The following is a 15,453-nucleotide window of genomic DNA, read 5'->3' on the forward strand; positions in this document are numbered from 1 at the left end:
CGCCGTGCCCACACCTGAGCTCGCCGTCATCGGCGGAGGCCAGCTGGCCCGGATGATGCAGCAGTCCGCGACGGCCCTCGGCGTTCGCATCCGCCTCCTCGCGGAGGGGCCGGACGTGTCGGCCGCACAGGTCGTCCCTGACCACCGGGTCGGTGACTACACCGACCTGGAGACGTTGCGCGCAGTCGTCGCGGACGTCCCCGTGGTGACGTTCGACCACGAGCACGTGCCGCCGGAGCACCTGCGCACGCTGGAGTCCGAGGGGCACGCGTGCCGCCCCGGCCCGCACGCGCTGCTGTACGCCCAGGACAAGGGCTCGATGCGCGAGCGCCTCGGCGCCCTCGGCGCACCCTGCCCCCGCAACGCGCCGATCTCGTCGGCCCAGGACCTCGAGTCGTTCGGCTTCCCGGCGGTCCTCAAGACCACTCGCGGCGGCTACGACGGCAAGGGCGTCTGGGTCGTCCGCTCCGTCGCCGACGCCGAGGAGGCGTTCTCGGCCGGGACCCCGCTCCTGGCCGAGGAGCTCGTCGACTTCCGCCGCGAGCTCTCGGCGCTCGTCGCCCGTTCGCCGTCGGGGGAGGTCCGCGCGTACCCCGTCGTGGAGTCCCGCCAGGCCGGCGGCGTCTGCAACGAGGTCATCGCCCCTGCCCCCGATCTCGACCCCGCGCTGGCCGAGGCCGCCCGCGACCTGGCGGTGAAGATCGCGACCGAGCTCGACGTGACGGGCATCCTCGCGGTCGAGCTGTTCGAGACCACCGACGGCCGGCTGCTCGTCAACGAGCTCGCGATGCGCCCGCACAACACGGGCCACTGGTCGATCGACGGAGCGCACACCAGCCAGTTCGAGAACCACCTGCGTGCGGTGCTCGACCTGCCGCTCGGCAGCACGGACGCCCGTGCGCCGTGGTCGGTCATGGTCAACGTGCTCGGTGGCAGCGTCGAGGACCTGCAGGCCCAGCGGTCCGTCGTCCTCGCCGCGGAGCCCGACGTCAAGATCCACCTGTACGGCAAGGCGGTCAAGGCCGGTCGCAAGGTCGGTCACGTGACGGCGTACGGCGACGACCTCGACGACGTGCTGGCCCGCGCCCGTCGTGCGGCTGCGCTCTTCATCGACGGCTGACGTCCCGGTAGGGTCCTTGCCCATGAGCGCACGCGTGGGCATCGTGATGGGATCGGACTCGGACTGGCCGACGATGGAGGCCGCCGCGACCGCGCTCAAGGAGTTCGACGTCGCGTACGAGGCCGACGTCGTCTCGGCGCACCGCATGCCCGACGAGATGCTGGCGTACGGACGGGATGCGCACGGGCGGGGCCTCGAGGTCATCATCGCCGGGGCCGGCGGCGCCGCCCACCTGCCGGGCATGCTGGCCGCGGTGACGCCGCTGCCGGTCATCGGTGTGCCCGTGCCGCTCAAGCACCTCGACGGCATGGACTCGCTGCTGTCGATCGTGCAGATGCCCGCGGGCGTGCCCGTCGCGACGGTCTCGATCGGCAACGCCCGCAACGCAGGGCTGCTCGCGGTGCGCATCCTGGCAGCGGGCGACAGCGACCTGACGGCGCGGATGATCGCGTTCCAGGCCGAGCTCGCAGACGTCGCGCGGGCCAAGGGCGAGAAGGTCCGCAACCCCACGGGCGGCGGCGCGGGCTTCCGCTGACCCTCGTGCTTCAGTACAGGTTCTGGGCGTACTGCTGCCCGTAGTAGGCCTCGATCTGCTCCAGCGACTCGTCGGGGCGCTCGAGGTTCTTGGCGATCTGGGCACGGCTCATGACCGCGTCGGGGCGCCACGTCTCGGGCTGCCACAGGTCCGAGCGCAGGAACGCCTTGGCGCAGTGGAAGAACACCTGCTCGACCGCGACCTCGAGGATCACGCCGGGCCGGTGCCCCTTGACCTCCATGCGGTCGGCGTACGGCGCATCGGCCAGCAGGGTCGCCCGGCCGTTGATCCGCAGCGTGTCGCCTCGGCCCGGGACGAGGAAGAGCAGCCCGACGTGCGGGTTCTGCAGGACATTGACGAAACCGTCCGCGCGACGGTTGCCCGGGCGCTCGGGGATCGCGATCGTCGTGTCGTCCAGCGCGAGCGCGAAACCGGCGGGGTCGCCCTTGGGCGAGACGTCGAGGCGGCCGTGGGCGTCCGAGGTCGCCACGAGACAGAACGGCGAGGCTGCGAGCCAGTCGCGGTGCTCGGGTGCGAGCCTCTGCCGCTCCTTGTCGATCGCCCGCTGCATCGGGTGCCCGAGGAGGTCGCGCAGCTGCGCCTCGGTCGTGATCTCGGTCCTCATGGTGCTCAGGCTACTCACGGACGTACGACGTGAGGGTGGTCAGCGTGGGCTCGGCCGGCGCGGAGGCGAAGCCGAACCGCACGGGTGGCGTGACCGGTGCGAGATCGCCAAGCTCCTCGCCCTCCCACGTCGCCCGGGCGCAGGACAGGTGCCGCACGCTCGTCGCGGCGTACCACTCGACCCGGTCGTTGCCGGCCGTCCCGTAGGTCTGCACGCCGGGCATCACGCGCCGTGCGACGGGGTTGCAGAGCCGGGCCCAGGACGACTGACGGCGCAGGTGCGACGGCACGAGCGACAGCAGGGGCGAGATCCAGATCCGCCGGCCGGGGGTGAACCGCACCTGCAGCGAGCGGGTGTGCACGGACCACTCCGGGCCGGTCTCGAGCGAGACGGGCTCGATGCGCACCTCGTCGAAGTCGTACGTCGAGGCCACGAAGTCGGCGATCTCCTGGCGGGGGGCGATCAGGATGCGGTGGCCCGAGGGCTGCTCGACCATGACGTCGGCGAACGTGCCGTAGGGGCTCTCGTCCCACATGCCGACGACGATGCGCGTGCCCGAGGTGGTGCCCAGCCCGGCGATGTGCCCCTCGAAGGAGTGCGTCATGCACCGAAGTGTGTCCCATGGCTCCACAGGTGGCACGCGGTGGCAGGCTGACCGCATGGCTCTCCTGCCGTTCGACCTGCCACCCGCGCTGCAGGCGTATGCGGCCCGCGGTGACGACTGGGCTCGGTGGGTCACCGGTCTGCCGCGGCTCGTGCGTGAGCTGATCGACGAGTGGGAGCTCACGGTCGACGGCGACCCGCTGCACGGGCACACCGCGCTCGTGGTGCCGGTCGTCGCCGCGGGGGAGCGGCTCGTCCTCAAGGTCGTCATGCCGCACGAGGAGGCCCGCCACGAGGCGCTCGCGCTGCAGCACTGGCACGGGCGCGGAGCCGTGCGTCTCGTCCGGGCCGATCCCCGGCGTGACGCGATGCTGCTCGAGCGGCTGCAGACGCGTGACCTGGGCTCGGTCCCGGTGCTGCAGGCGTGCTCGGTCGTCGCGGGGCTCCTCGGACGGCTCCACGTGCCCGCACCCGCCCAGCTCGTGCCGCTCACGGCGTTCGTCTCGAGGTGGACCGACGATCTCGCCGCGCTGCCTCGCGGCGCGCCTCTGCCGCGCCGGGTCGTCGAGCAGGCCGTCCACCTCGGACGGGCGTTCGTCGGCGACGACGCCAGCGTGGGGCGGCTCGTGCACGGCGACCTGCACTACGGCAACGTGCTGGCGGGCGACCGGTCCCCGTGGCTGGCGATCGACCCCAAGCCCGTGTCGGGCGACCCGCACTACGAGATCGCTCCGCTGCTGTGGAACCGGTGGGACGAGATCGTGGCGTCCGGGGACCTGCGCACCGCGATCCGCCGGCGGTTCCACACGGTGGTCGACGACGCGGGCCTCGACGAGGACCGGGCCCGCGACTGGATCGTGGTGCGCGAGGCGATCCGCGCGATGTGGGCGATCCAGGACGGGGAGCCCGGCGCGGTCACGGGGGCGGTCACCGCGGCGATCACGATCGTCAAGGCGGTCCAGGACTGAGGGCTCGCGGACGTCCGCCCCCGCCGCTAGCCTCGGGAGCATGGCTCTCGTGACGTACAAGGCGCTGTGCATCGACGCTTCCGACGTGTCCGCCGTCCAGGGATTCTGGGCCCGCACCCTCGGCTACGAGCTGGCGGAGCTCGACGACGGTGACGCGGTCCTGCGCGGCCCCGATCCGGGCGAGGAGGTCTGGATCAACCTCGTGCCGGAGCCGCGGACGGTCAAGCAGCGCGTCCACCTCGACGTCCGTGCCGAGTCCCTCGAGCCGTTCGCGGGCCTCGAGCAGCTGACCGCGCCGGGTGAGTTCGCGTGGACCACCTTCGCCGATCCCGAGGGCGGTGAGATGTGCGTCTTCACCTACGACGAGCCCCCCGCCAAGCGGCTCAAGGACGTCGTCGTGGACTCGGCCGACCACGAGACGATCTCGCGCTGGTGGGCCGACGTCATGGGTGGCGTGCTCGGCCACGACGACGGCTACTCCTATCTCGACGAGATCCCCGGCTCCCCGCTCGAGTCGATCGACTTCGTGCCGGTGCCCGAGCCCAAGACGGTCAAGAACCGCATCCACTGGGACGTCACCCTCCGCGAGGGCGTCACCGTCGACGACCTGGTCGGGGCGGGCGCGAACGTCCTGGCCCCCGCCGGCGACCAGCAGGAGTGGACGGTCATGGCAGATCCTGAGGGCAATGAGTTCTGCGTCTTCCCGACGCCATGACGACGCCGCCTCGTCACCCGCGCGTGATGGAATGAGTCCTGTGCCCGCACTCGACCTGACCACCGACGTCGTCGGCCTCACCGCCGCGCTCGTCGACATCGCCTCCGAGAGCCTCCACGAGCAGGAGATCGCCGATGCGATCGAGGCGGCCCTGAGCCCCCTCGACCACCTCGAGATCGTCCGCGACGGTCACACGATCGTGGCTCGCACCCACCTCGGCCGCTCCGAGCGCGTCGTCATCGCGGGCCACGTCGACACCGTGCCGGCCAACGGCAACTTCCCGTCACGGCTCGAGGACGGGATCCTGCACGGCCTGGGATCGTGCGACATGAAGGGCGGCGTCGCAGTGGCGCTGACGCTCGCGGCGACGGTGCCCGAGCCGGTGCGCGACGTGACCTACGTGTTCTACGACGCCGAGGAGATCGCGGCGGAGTTCAACGGGCTGGGCCGCATCGCCCGCGAGCGTCCCGAGCTGCTGGCCGGTGACTTCGCGATCCTGATGGAGCCGTCCGACGCCGGCGTCGAGGCCGGCTGCCAGGGCACGATGCGGGTCGAGATCCGCACCGCGGGGGAGCGGGCCCACTCCGCGCGGTCCTGGATGGGCAGCAATGCGATCCACGCCCTCGCGCCGGTGCTCGCGACCCTCACGACGTACGAGCCGCGGCACGTCGAGATCGACGGCCTGGTCTATCGCGAGGGGCTCAACGCGGTCGGCATCAGCGGCGGCGTGGCGGGCAACGTCGTCCCCGACGAGGCGGTCGTGACGGTCAACTACCGCTTCGCCCCCGATCGCTCGGAGGACGACGCGCTCGCCCACCTCAACGAGGTGTTCGGCGGCTTCGAGCTGACGGTGACCGACACGGCCCCCGGTGCGCTGCCCGGCCTCACCCGGCCCGCTGCGGCGGCGTTCGTCGAGGCGGTGGGCGCCGAGCCGCGTCCCAAGTTCGGCTGGACCGACGTCGCCCAGTTCACGCTGCTGGGCGTCCCCGCGGTCAACTACGGCCCCGGCGACCCTGTCTACGCCCACAAGGCGGACGAGCAGGTCCCCGTCGAGCACCTGGTCCGGGTGCTCGCGACCCTCGAGAAATGGCTGAGCGCATGAACGACCGTCCCGTCCACCAGAGGGGCCCCGTGCGGCTCCAGGGTGCAATGGTGCCCGACAGCACGACCGACCAGCGGCTGCTCGACTCGCGCGGGCCCACCGACTGGGTGCACACCGACCCGTGGCGGGTCCTGCGCATCCAGGCCGAGTTCATCGAGGGCTTCGGCGCGCTCGCCGAGCTCGGCCCCGCGGTCAGCCTGTTCGGCTCGGCCCGCACGCAGCCCGACGACCCGATGTACGAGGCAGGACGCCAGATCGCGGCGCAGCTGTGCGGCCACGGCTACGCGATCATCACCGGGGGCGGCCCCGGCGCGATGGAGGCCGCCAACCGGGGGGCGAGCGAGTGTGGCGGCGTGTCGGTGGGCCTCGGCATCGAGTTGCCCCACGAGCAGGGCATGAACGACTGGGTCGACCTCGGCGTCAACTTCCGCTACTTCTTCGTCCGCAAGACGATGTTCGTCAAGTACGCCCAGGGGTTCGTCGTGCTGCCCGGCGGATTCGGCACGATGGACGAGCTGTTCGAGGCGTTGACGCTCGCGCAGACGGGCAAGGTGACCTCGTTCCCGATCGTGCTGTTCGGCTCGGCCTACTGGGGCGGGCTCGTGGACTGGCTGCGCGCGACGATGGAGACCGACGGCAAGATCACTCCCGGCGACGTGGACATGCTGCACGTCACCGACGACATCGACGAGGCGGTCTCCTACTTCGTCAACCGGGCCGACTGAGGCGCCCATCGATGGCTGAGCCGACCCCGGTGGTCCGGTGCCCGTGGGGCGAGGACCCTGCGATGACGGCGTACCACGACACCGAGTGGGGCCGTGAGCTGCGCGGGGACCGCGAGCTGTTCGAGCGCATGTCGCTCGAGGCGTTCCAGTCGGGGCTGTCGTGGGCCATCATCTTGCGCAAGCGCGAGCGGTTCCGCGAGGTGTTCGCCGGCTTCGACCCCGAGGTCGTGGCCGGCTTCGGTGAGCCCGACGTGGCCCGGCTGCTCGACGACGCCGGCATCGTCCGCAACCGCAGGAAGATCGAGGCGACGATCAGCAACGCACGTACGCTCCTCGCCCTCGACGAGTCGTTCTCAGACCTCTTGTGGTCGTTCGCACCGCCGCCGCGTCCTGCGCCGACCTCGTTCGCCGACGTGCCGGCCACGACGCCGGAGTCGATCGCGATGGCCAAGACCCTGAAGAAGAAGGGATTTCGGTTCTTCGGCCCGACGACGGCCTACGCCTTGATGCAGGCCACCGGGATGGTCAACGACCACCTCGCCGACTGCGTCGCGCGGCCCGCATCCGGCGTCGCGTGACGCTGTGTCGCATCCGTCGCCCGCCCTCAGGGCGTGGCTCCGCAAATCCGGCGCCCTGTCGTCCTACGATCCGAGCATGTCCAACCGGAGGATCCCCCGCTCCCGCCGCGCCGTCGGCGCCCTCGTCCTGCTCGTCTCGGCCGTCGTCGTCGCCGTGGTCGGGCTCATCGTCGCGACCGTGCCCGTGCCTGGTCGTCGCGACGTCCTACGCGGTCGTCGCGGGTGGGGTCGCCGCACGTCTGCTGTCCAACGAGATCGCCCAGGTCCGCCGTGACTGGGCGCGCGATCGCGCGACCCTGGCCGACGACAACCGCAAGATCGCAGTCGTCCGCTCGCGCGAGCACATCGAGTTCGCCGACCAGATGAGCCAGCGCATCAGTCTGCGCGATGCGCAGATCGCGAGCCTTCGCGACGCTCTGGTCACCGCCGAGATCGAGCTCGCTCAGGCCCGCGAGCGGGTGTCCGCCGAGCGGGCCCGGCGTGCGGCGCTCGAGGCCGACGTCACCAGCGCGCGCTCCGACCTGGAGTCGGCGCGGGTCGATCTGCTGGCAGCGCAGGAGGCGCTCGCCGCGAGCGAGTCCGCCGAGGTGCAGGTGCGGGCCGAGCTGCTCGCGTGGCAGGAAGCCGCGTCCGACGAGAACAAGGCCGGGCACGACCGCAAGCTCGCCTGAGTCCCTCAGCGGCCGGTGAACTCCGGCTTCTCCTTGGCCAGGAACGCCTTGACCGCGGCCGCGTGGTCCGACGAAGCGGCCGTCAGCGCCATCTTCTGGCCCTCGTGCTGCAGTGACGTCGCCAGGTCGTGCGTCGCGGAGAAGGCCAGCGAGCGCTTGATGGCGCCGTACGCGAGCGTGGGGCCGTGGGCCAGCTCGTGCGCGAGCGTGGCGACGGCCTCGTCGAATGCGTCGTCGTCCACGACCGAGGTCGCGACGCCGATCTCGAGGGCCTCGTCGGCCGAGATGGTGCGCGGGCGCATGAGCAGATCTGTCGCCCGGGTGGTTCCCACCAGACGGGGGAGGGTCCACGAGGCGCCGGTGTCGCATGAGAACGCGATCGCGGCGAAGGCCGTGTTGAAGCCTGCCGAGCGCGCGACGACGCGGAAGTCCGCGGCGAACGCCATCGACGCTCCAGCACCGGCGGCGATCCCGTTCACCGCGGCGATGACCGGCTTGGGCATCGTCGCGATGGCCGTGGCGATCGGGTTGTAGTGGTCCTCGACGGTGCTCGCGCTGCCGTACGGGTCCTCCTCGCTCGCCATCCCGGCCAGGTGCTCCTGCAGGTCCTGGCCCACGCAGAAGGCCCGTCCGGCGCCCCTCAGCACCACGCAACGCACCGCGCTGTCAGCCGCTGCCTCGTGCAGGGCGTCGCGGAGCGCGACCTTCGTCGAGAGTGTCAGGCTGTTCATCTCGGCGGGTCGATCGAGGGCCACGGTCCCGACGCCGTCAGCCACCACGTACCTGATCGGAGAGGCTGTGGGAACGCTCAAGGGTGTCTCCTTTGGGACTGCGGTCGAAACCGGTCGGGGTATAGGCGATAATGGTAGGCATGCCTTGACCGACGCGGTGGGGGCGCCAGGACGAGAGGGGAACTGATGGCCGCCATGAAGCCACGGACCGGAGACGGGCCGATGGAGGTCACCAAGGAGGGCCGGTGCATCGTGATGCGGGTCCCTCTCGAAGGTGGGGGACGCCTGGTCGTAGAGCTCAACAACGAGGAAGCAGCCACACTCGGCGACGCGCTCAAAGCCATCTGATGTACGGGCTGACGGTGCGTTGGTCCTTGACCGACGCACCGAAAGGCACGCTCAAGGCCTTGCGGGCCTATGTCGAGGACGAGTCGTACGCGAAGTTCGCCGGCCTCGAGGGGCTGCGGTTCAAGACGTGGCGCGCCGTCAAGGGGCAGTGGTTCGAGGGCAGCTACGTCTTCGTGTCCACAGAGGCCCGTGAGGCGTTCCAGCGCTCGTTCGAGGGGGTGGCCGCGGACTCGGCGGTGTCCCAGCTGATCGGTTCGCCGCCGGTCACGATCGAGCCCAGCGAGGTCATCGGGGTCGTCCGCGGCCCGGCCGGCTTCCGCAGCTCCGGCCGCTTCGAGCACGCCCCCCACGACGACTGACCCACCCCCACCCAACGCTGAGGCGCGCCTCCCGTCCGCCGACGGGAGCCCCGCGTCCGCTGAGGGGAGCCTCCCGTCCGCTGACGGGAGCCTCCCGTCCGCTGAGGGGAGCCCCGCAGCGCGCCTCGGCTGACGGGAGCCGCGCGTCAGCGGACTGGGAGCGCGCCTCGGCGGGCGGCAGCCGCGCGTCAGCGGACCGTAGCCGCGCGTCAGCGGACTGGAAGCGCGCGTCAGCGGACGGGAGGCGCGCCTCAGCGGACAGGAGCCGCGCGTCAGCGGACGGGAGGCGCGCCTCAGCGGATGGGGGCGGGTCAGGTGAGGAGCTGGGCGACGAGGAGTCCGTCGCCCAAGGGGACCAGCATGCTGCGCAGGCGGTCGTCGGTGGCGACGCGCTGCACGACCTCGCGGATCGCGGTCGTCTCGGGGTCGCGCTGCGACGGATCGGCCACGCGGTCGTGCCACAGCGCGTTGTCGAACGCGATGAGCCCGCCGGGCCGCACGAGGCGTACGGCCTGCTCGAGGTACTCGCCGTACTCGACCTTGTCGCCGTCGAGGAAGACCAGGTCGTAGCCGGCGTCGGTGAGGCGCGGCATCACGTCGAGGCCCGCTCCGGCGATGAGCCGGAAGCGCTGCGGGGCGAAGCCCGCCTCGGTGAACGTCTCGCGGGCAAGACGCTGGTGCTCGGCCTCGAGGTCGACCGAGGTGAGCACCCCGTCGGACTGCATCCCGCGCAGGAGCCACAGCCCCGACACGCCCGTGCCGGTGCCGATCTCGGCGATGGCCTTGGCCTGGATGGCCGAGGCGAGGAAGGACAGGACGGCACCGCCGCCGGTTCCGATGGGCACCACGCCGACCTCGTCGGCGCGCTGCCGGGCAGCGGCGAGATGGTCGTCCTCGCTCAGGTGGTCCTCGGCGAACGCCAGGCTGGCTGCGGTGGTGATGGTGGGCTCCTTGGTCGGTGGTGGGTCCAGCCTATCGGCGGGGAGCCCGCGGAAGGGGGAGGCTCGGACGAGGAAATGGGGAACCGTCAGGTGGTTCTGTGCGTTCTCTCAGGTGCAGGGACAACGATCGACACCATGAAGGCAGAAGACGTGGCCACCACGACGCTCGAGCGAGCCCCCCAGGACTGGGAAGGGATCGTCAGCGAGCACTCGGCCCGGGTCTACCAGTTGGCCTACCGTCTCACCGGCAATCGTCAGGACGCCGAGGACCTCACGCAGGACGTCTTCATCCGCGTCTTCCGCTCGCTCGACACGTACGAGCCGGGCAACTTCGGCGGCTGGCTGCACCGCATCACGACCAACCTGTTCCTCGACCGTGTACGCCGCAAGTCCCGCCTGCGCATGGACGGCTTCGGCGACGGCGCCGAGGAGCGGCTGCTCAGCGGCGAGGTGCTGCCCGAGTCCGCGGTGCACGACGCCAACTTCGATCCCGACATCGAGGCCGCCCTCGCGTCGCTCTCGGACGAGTTCCGTGTCGCGGTGGTCCTGTGCGACATCGAGGGACTGTCCTACGAGGAGATCTCCGACGTGCTGGGGGTCAAGCTCGGCACCGTACGCTCGCGCATCCATCGCGGCCGCACGCAGCTGCGGGAGGCCCTGGCGCACCGCGCCCCGTCCAAGGGACGCACCCGATTCGTGGGGCCCGTGGGCGTCTGATGCCTCACCTGGGTGCCGATGTCGCAGCGTTCGTGGACGGACAGCTGTCCGACTCCGCGATGCAGGAGGCGTCCGCACATCTGCTGGCCTGTGACGAGTGCGAGCGCGCCGTACGCCAGCAGCGTCTCCTGAAGTCGCGGATGTCGACGTCAGCAGCGCCCGCGCCGCCGGCCGCGCTGCTCGCCTCCTTGGCCGACCTGGCGTCGGCCCCGCCCCCGAGCGAGGCCTGGTGGGAGCGCCTGGTCAGGTCCGCACCCTTCCGGTCGGGCCTCGTGCTGGTCGGCGCCGCGATCGCCGTCGTCGCGACCGCGTACGCCGTGGGGACGCCCGATCGTGTCGGCGACGAGGTGTCCCCCCCGTACGAGCGCTATGTCGCGGAGTTCGCGGGTGCGCCCCGCGCCGAGAGCGGGGGCACGATCACCGCATCGGCCATGAGCGAGCTCAGCAGCTCGGGGTGGCCGTGCCACGAGACGCTCGCAGGCGATCTTCAGCGCGTGTCGGGCTCCTACGCCGAGGCGGGGGAGGTGATCGCCCTGAGCTACAGCGACGGACGCTCCTCGCTCGACCTCTTCGAGCAGACCGGGGCGCTCGACCCGTCCGGGCTGGACGACTTCGAGCAGGCACGCCTGGGCGGGTCCGAGGTCTGGGTGCGCGAGGGCAGTCCGCTGGTCGTGACCTGGGACCGGGACGGCACGGTGTTCACCGTCGTGACCGACGTCGACCGTGAGCGCGTCGCGCGGGCCGTCGCGGAGCTGCCCAGCATGGGCCAGCAGCCCGGCCCGGTCGACCGGGTGGGCAACGGCCTGACCCGCATGACGTCCTGGCTGGGCGCGGCCTAGACCCACTCGGTCAGGTGGACTCGGGGTCGAACGGCGGGATCTCGCCCGGCCGCAGGATCCGGGTCTCCTTGGTCGCCGCAGGCGTCGTGTCCTCGAGGAAGTTGCGCCGGACGACCTCGCGCGGGTCCAGATCCTTCAGATCCAGCCCGGACAGGTCCTGGCCGATCTCCCGGCCGAGGTCGTTCTTGGCGTTGTCCGCCATCCTGCGCAGGGTCCGGACGAATCCGCCGGCCTGCTTGGCGAGCTCGGGGAGCTTCTCGGGTCCGAACACGAGCAGGGCGACCACGAGGATCAGGCCGATCTCGGGCATGCCCATGCCGAACATGGTGGGAGCCTACAGGCGGCCGGCAGGTGCCAGGCCCAGCTGCATGCCGGCCAGGCCGCGCGAGCGTCCGCTGAGCTGGTCGGCGATGCCCTGAAGGATCTTGGCCGACTCCGAGTCCGGATCGGACATGACGATCGGGTCGCCGACGTCGCCGCCCTCACGGAGCGTCTGGTCGAGCGGGATCTGGCCCAGCATCGGGACGTCGTAGCCGAAGCGGCCGCTGAGCGTCTCGGCGACCTTGGCCGCACCGCCGGAACCGAAGATCTCCATGCGCTCGCCGCCGGGGACCTGCAGGTAGGACATGTTCTCGATGACACCGACCACGCGCTGGTGCATCATCGAGGCCATCGTGCCGGCGCGCTCGGCCACGTCGGCCGCGGCAGGCTGGGGGGTCGTCACGACGACGACCTCGGCGTTGGGCAGGTGCTGGCCCAGGCTGATCGCCATGTCGCCGGTACCCGGGGGGAGGTCGAGCAGCAGGGCGTCGAGATCGCCCCAGTAGACGTCGCTCAGCATCTGCACGAGCGCACGGTCGAGCATCGGGCCGCGCCATGCGACGACCTGGTCCTTGCGGGGCTTGAGCATGCCGATGCTGATGACCTTGAGGCCCTTGATCGGGACCGGCATGATCATGTCCTCGACCTGGGTCGGGCGGATGTCGCCGACGCCGAGCATGTCGGGGATCGAGTGGCCGTAGATGTCGGCGTCGACGATGCCGACCTTGAGCCCGCGACGCACCATCGCGAGGGCCAGGTTGACCGTGACGGTCGACTTGCCGACACCGCCCTTGCCCGATGCGATTGCATAGACCTTGGTCAGCGAGCCGGGCTGTGCGAACGGCACCTCGCGCTCGGCGCGACCGCCGCGCAGCATCGCCTGCATGTCCTTGCGCTGCTCATCGGTCATCACGCCCATGTCGACCACGACGCCGTACGCCGGCGCGACCGCGGCGACCGCAGCGGTGATGTCGCGGGTCAGGGTGTCCTTGAGGGGGCAGCCGGAGACCGTCAACAGGAGGCGGACGGTGATCTGCGCTTCCTCGATCGTGATCGTGTCGACCATGCCGAGCTCGGTGATGGGACGCTTGATCTCGGGATCGTTGACCGTGCCGAGCGCGGCGCGGATCTGTTCTTCGGTGACGACTGCCATGTCCCCATCGTACGGGGGGTATGGCAACCGGACGGGTGAGTGTGACCTAACAGGTCTGCACTGCGACGATGGACGTGTGGGACACCTCGACCTGAGCTCGATCAGCTTCACGCTCTCCGACGGGCGGCCGCTGCTGACCGATGTCAGCCTCCGCGTGGGCGAGGGGGCGAAGGTCGCGCTCATCGGTCCCAACGGCACCGGCAAGACGACGCTGACCCGCATCGCGACCGGGGACCTCGACCCCCACTCGGGTGCCGTGACGGTCAGCGGCGGCCTCGGCGTCATGCGCCAGTTCATCGGCTCGGTCCGGGACGACACGACGGTGCGTGACCTGCTCGTCTCGGTGGCCCCACCCGTCGTCCGTGCGGCGGCAGCGGAGGTCGACCGCACCGAGCTCGCGATGATCGAGCGGGACGAGGAGCGCGACCAGATGGCGTACGCCCAGGCGATCGTCGACTGGGGCGATGCGGGCGGCTACGACCACGAGGACATGTGGGACATCTGCACGATGGCGGCGCTCGGCGTGCCCTTCCAGCAGGCCCAGTACCGCCAGGTCACGACGCTGTCGGGCGGTGAGCAGAAGCGGCTCGTGCTCGAGGCGCTGCTCCGCGGGCCCGAGCAGGTGCTGCTGCTCGACGAGCCCGACAACTACCTCGACGTGCCGGCCAAGCGGTGGCTCGAGGAGCGGCTCGTCGAGACGCCCAAGACCGTCCTGTTCGTGAGCCACGACCGCGAGCTCATCGAACGCGTCGCGGAGCGCATCGCGACGCTCGAGCCGGGAGCAGCGGGCAGCACTCTGTGGGTGCACCCCGGCCGCTTCTCGACGTACCTGGACGCGCGGCTGGACCGCAACGCCAAGCTCGAGGAGCGCCGGCTCCGGTGGGACGAGGAGCGCGCGAAGCTCAAGGCGCTCGTGCTGATGTATCGACAGAAGTCCGCGTACAACTCCGACATGGCCGCCCGCTACCAGGCCGCCCAGACACGCCTGGAGAGATTCGAGCGCGAGGGCCCGCCCGAGGCCGTGCCGATCGCCCAGAGCCTGCGGATGCGGCTCGAGGGTGGGCGTACGGCCAAGCGCGCGGTCGTCGCCGAGCAGGTCGAGCTGACCGGGCTGATGAAGCCGTTCGACCTGGAGATCTGGTTCGGGGAGCGGATCGCGGTGCTCGGCAGCAACGGCTCGGGCAAGTCGCACTTCCTGCGCCTGCTCGCGGGCGGAGGCTCGCGTCCCGACGTCGAGCACGAGCCCGTGGGCGACGTCGTGCCGCCCCCGGTGGAGCACAGCGGCATGGCCCGCCTGGGGTCGCGCGTGCGTCCGGGCTGGTTCGCCCAGACCCACGAGCACCCCTCGCTGATGGGCCGCACGCTCCTGGAGATCCTCCACCACGGCGACGGCCACCGCCGGGGGATGGGCCACGAGGGATCTGCCAAGGCGCTGGACCGGTACGGTCTCGCGAAGGCCGGTGAGCAGGTGTTCGACCAGCTCTCGGGCGGCCAGCAGGCGCGGTTCCAGATCCTGCTCCTCGAGCTCGCGCACGCGACGATGCTCCTGCTGGACGAGCCGACCGACAACCTCGACCTGGAGTCCGCGGAGGCGCTGGAGGCGGCCCTGTCGACGTTCGAGGGCACGGTCGTCGCGGTCACCCACGACCGGTGGTTCGCGCGGAGCTTCGACCGGTTCCTGGTCTTTGGCTCCGATGGCAGGCTGTACGAGTCGGACGAGCCGGTGTGGGACGAGTCGAGAGTGGTGAGGGACAGATGAGCCAGGACCTGTTCACCGAGGACTACTGGGACGAGCGCTACGCGTCGGAGGAGCGGATCTGGAGCGGTCAGCCGAATCCTCAGCTGGTCGACCGGGTGACCGGCATGGCCCCCGGACGCGCGCTGGACGTGGGTGCGGGTGAGGGCGCAGACGCGATCTGGCTGGCCCGCCAGGGCTGGACGGTCACCGCGCTCGACGTCTCCCAGGTCGCGCTCGACAAGGCGGCCCGGCACGCGGTCGACGCCGGCGTCGCGGACCGGATCACCTGGCAGCGCGTCGATCTCAGCAGCTGGCTGGGCGACCCCGGCGCGTACGACCTGGTGTCGGCACAGTTCATGTACCTGCCGCAGCCGGCCCTGACCACGCTCTATCGCCAGCTGGGCGCGGCCGTGGCCCCCGGCGGGACGCTGCTGCTGGTCGGCCACCACCCGATCGATGAGAGGCCCGGCGACCACGACTTCCCGGACTTCCGCTGGACCGGCGAGGAGGCGGCCGGGTGGCTGGAGCCCGCCGAGTGGTCGTCGATCGACGTCACCACCGTCCGCCGGCAGGGCCACTCCGGGACGATGCACGACGCGATCGTCCAGGCCGTCCGCCGCTGACCGACACCCCCCGCCCAGATGTGCGGGGTCTTGCACGGAAT

The 15,453-nt window shown here is 71.2% G+C and carries 21 protein-coding genes; 15 read left to right on the top strand and 6 right to left on the bottom strand.

Translation table 11 applies throughout. The features are described from left to right. The first annotated feature begins 4 nt into the window (after positions 1-4). Positions 5-1,120: a 5-(carboxyamino)imidazole ribonucleotide synthase gene (locus tag GEV26_RS03520; RefSeq protein ID WP_153651781.1), complete on the top strand. Its 1,116-nt coding sequence runs from the start codon at positions 5-7 to the stop codon at positions 1,118-1,120. A 22-nt stretch (positions 1,121-1,142) separates the two neighbouring features. Continuing rightward, complete coding sequence (gene purE, locus GEV26_RS03525; RefSeq protein ID WP_153651782.1) at positions 1,143-1,655, top strand: 5-(carboxyamino)imidazole ribonucleotide mutase; 513 nt, start codon at positions 1,143-1,145, stop codon at positions 1,653-1,655. 10 nt (positions 1,656-1,665) lie between these two features. Here purE and GEV26_RS03530 read toward each other — a convergent pair whose 3' ends face one another. Both GEV26_RS03530 and GEV26_RS03535 read right to left on the bottom strand, forming a co-directional pair. Beyond that, positions 1,666-2,280: a pyridoxamine 5'-phosphate oxidase family protein gene (locus GEV26_RS03530; protein WP_153651783.1), complete on the bottom strand. Its 615-nt coding sequence runs from the start codon at positions 2,278-2,280 to the stop codon at positions 1,666-1,668. Positions 2,281-2,290: 10 nt separating this feature from the next. Continuing rightward, positions 2,291-2,884: a hypothetical protein gene (locus tag GEV26_RS03535; protein ID WP_153651784.1), complete on the bottom strand. Its 594-nt coding sequence runs from the start codon at positions 2,882-2,884 to the stop codon at positions 2,291-2,293. A 55-nt stretch (positions 2,885-2,939) separates the two neighbouring features. Here GEV26_RS03535 and GEV26_RS03540 point away from each other — a divergent pair, with 55 nt between their 5' ends. The 7 genes from GEV26_RS03540 (at position 2,940) to GEV26_RS03570 (ending at position 7,642) form a co-directional block, all read left to right on the top strand. Then, positions 2,940-3,851, top strand: a complete 912-nt coding sequence (locus GEV26_RS03540) for an aminoglycoside phosphotransferase family protein (RefSeq protein WP_243838894.1) — start codon at positions 2,940-2,942, stop codon at positions 3,849-3,851. Positions 3,852-3,891: 40 nt separating this feature from the next. Continuing rightward, positions 3,892-4,566, top strand: coding sequence for a VOC family protein (locus GEV26_RS03545; protein WP_153651786.1), 675 nt, complete (start codon positions 3,892-3,894; stop codon positions 4,564-4,566). A gap of 40 nt (positions 4,567-4,606) precedes the next feature. After that, positions 4,607-5,668, top strand: a complete 1,062-nt coding sequence (gene dapE / locus GEV26_RS03550) for a succinyl-diaminopimelate desuccinylase (RefSeq protein WP_375335594.1) — start codon at positions 4,607-4,609, stop codon at positions 5,666-5,668. Beyond that, the gene (locus GEV26_RS03555) at positions 5,653-6,393 is read left to right on the top strand and encodes an LOG family protein (protein WP_153651788.1); all 741 of its coding nucleotides are present in this window, start codon (positions 5,653-5,655) and stop codon (positions 6,391-6,393) included. The genes dapE and GEV26_RS03555 overlap by 16 nt, the downstream gene beginning before the upstream one ends. A gap of 11 nt (positions 6,394-6,404) precedes the next feature. Further along, positions 6,405-6,971 carry a DNA-3-methyladenine glycosylase I gene (locus tag GEV26_RS03560; RefSeq protein WP_153651789.1) on the top strand — a complete coding sequence of 189 codons (567 nt, stop codon included), beginning with the start codon at positions 6,405-6,407 and terminating at the stop codon, positions 6,969-6,971. 76 nt (positions 6,972-7,047) lie between these two features. Continuing rightward, positions 7,048-7,245, top strand: coding sequence for a hypothetical protein (locus GEV26_RS03565; protein WP_153651790.1), 198 nt, complete (start codon positions 7,048-7,050; stop codon positions 7,243-7,245). Between the two features lie 88 nt (positions 7,246-7,333). After that, positions 7,334-7,642, top strand: coding sequence for a hypothetical protein (locus GEV26_RS03570; RefSeq protein ID WP_153651791.1), 309 nt, complete (start codon positions 7,334-7,336; stop codon positions 7,640-7,642). Between the two features lie 5 nt (positions 7,643-7,647). On the opposite strand, the gene GEV26_RS03575 is transcribed toward GEV26_RS03570, so the two are convergent. Then, positions 7,648-8,454, bottom strand: coding sequence for an enoyl-CoA hydratase-related protein (locus tag GEV26_RS03575; RefSeq protein ID WP_243838895.1), 807 nt, complete (start codon positions 8,452-8,454; stop codon positions 7,648-7,650). 105 nt (positions 8,455-8,559) lie between these two features. Between GEV26_RS03575 and GEV26_RS03580 the strand changes: the two genes are divergently transcribed. Together GEV26_RS03580 and GEV26_RS03585 are read left to right on the top strand one after the other, a co-directional pair. Beyond that, positions 8,560-8,721, top strand: coding sequence for a DUF3117 domain-containing protein (locus tag GEV26_RS03580; RefSeq protein ID WP_153651792.1), 162 nt, complete (start codon positions 8,560-8,562; stop codon positions 8,719-8,721). Between the two features lie 14 nt (positions 8,722-8,735). Continuing rightward, on the top strand, positions 8,736-9,080 hold the full coding sequence (locus GEV26_RS03585; RefSeq protein ID WP_243838897.1) for a hypothetical protein: 345 nt from the start codon (positions 8,736-8,738) through the stop codon (positions 9,078-9,080). 311 nt (positions 9,081-9,391) lie between these two features. Here the strand turns inward: GEV26_RS03585 and GEV26_RS03590 are convergent, their stop codons facing one another. Continuing rightward, positions 9,392-9,928: an O-methyltransferase gene (locus tag GEV26_RS03590; protein WP_459562267.1), complete on the bottom strand. Its 537-nt coding sequence runs from the start codon at positions 9,926-9,928 to the stop codon at positions 9,392-9,394. Positions 9,929-10,156: 228 nt separating this feature from the next. On the opposite strand from GEV26_RS03590, the gene sigE reads away from it, so the two are divergent. Continuing rightward, on the top strand, positions 10,157-10,738 hold the full coding sequence (gene sigE / locus GEV26_RS03595; RefSeq protein WP_153651795.1) for an RNA polymerase sigma factor SigE: 582 nt from the start codon (positions 10,157-10,159) through the stop codon (positions 10,736-10,738). Next, positions 10,738-11,577, top strand: a complete 840-nt coding sequence (locus GEV26_RS03600; protein WP_153651796.1) for an anti-sigma factor family protein — start codon at positions 10,738-10,740, stop codon at positions 11,575-11,577. The genes sigE and GEV26_RS03600 overlap by 1 nt, the downstream gene beginning before the upstream one ends. Positions 11,578-11,587: 10 nt before the next feature. Here GEV26_RS03600 and GEV26_RS03605 read toward each other — a convergent pair whose 3' ends face one another. Beyond that, positions 11,588-11,902, bottom strand: a complete 315-nt coding sequence (locus GEV26_RS03605; RefSeq protein ID WP_153651797.1) for a sec-independent translocase — start codon at positions 11,900-11,902, stop codon at positions 11,588-11,590. Positions 11,903-11,911: 9 nt separating this feature from the next. Continuing rightward, positions 11,912-13,051 (bottom strand): Mrp/NBP35 family ATP-binding protein, encoded by a 1,140-nt coding sequence (locus GEV26_RS03610; protein WP_153651798.1) that lies wholly within the window; start codon positions 13,049-13,051, stop codon positions 11,912-11,914. Between the two features lie 76 nt (positions 13,052-13,127). Between GEV26_RS03610 and GEV26_RS03615 the strand changes: the two genes are divergently transcribed. Both GEV26_RS03615 and GEV26_RS03620 read left to right on the top strand, forming a co-directional pair. After that, positions 13,128-14,810: an ABC-F family ATP-binding cassette domain-containing protein gene (locus GEV26_RS03615; protein ID WP_153651799.1), complete on the top strand. Its 1,683-nt coding sequence runs from the start codon at positions 13,128-13,130 to the stop codon at positions 14,808-14,810. Then, the gene (locus GEV26_RS03620; protein ID WP_153651800.1) at positions 14,807-15,412 is read left to right on the top strand and encodes a class I SAM-dependent methyltransferase; all 606 of its coding nucleotides are present in this window, start codon (positions 14,807-14,809) and stop codon (positions 15,410-15,412) included. The genes GEV26_RS03615 and GEV26_RS03620 overlap by 4 nt, the downstream gene beginning before the upstream one ends. Positions 15,413-15,453 lie beyond the last annotated feature (41 nt).

Origin of the sequence: Aeromicrobium yanjiei (genome assembly GCF_009649075.1) — a bacterium.
GTDB classification, from domain to species: domain Bacteria; phylum Actinomycetota; class Actinomycetes; order Propionibacteriales; family Nocardioidaceae; genus Aeromicrobium; species Aeromicrobium yanjiei.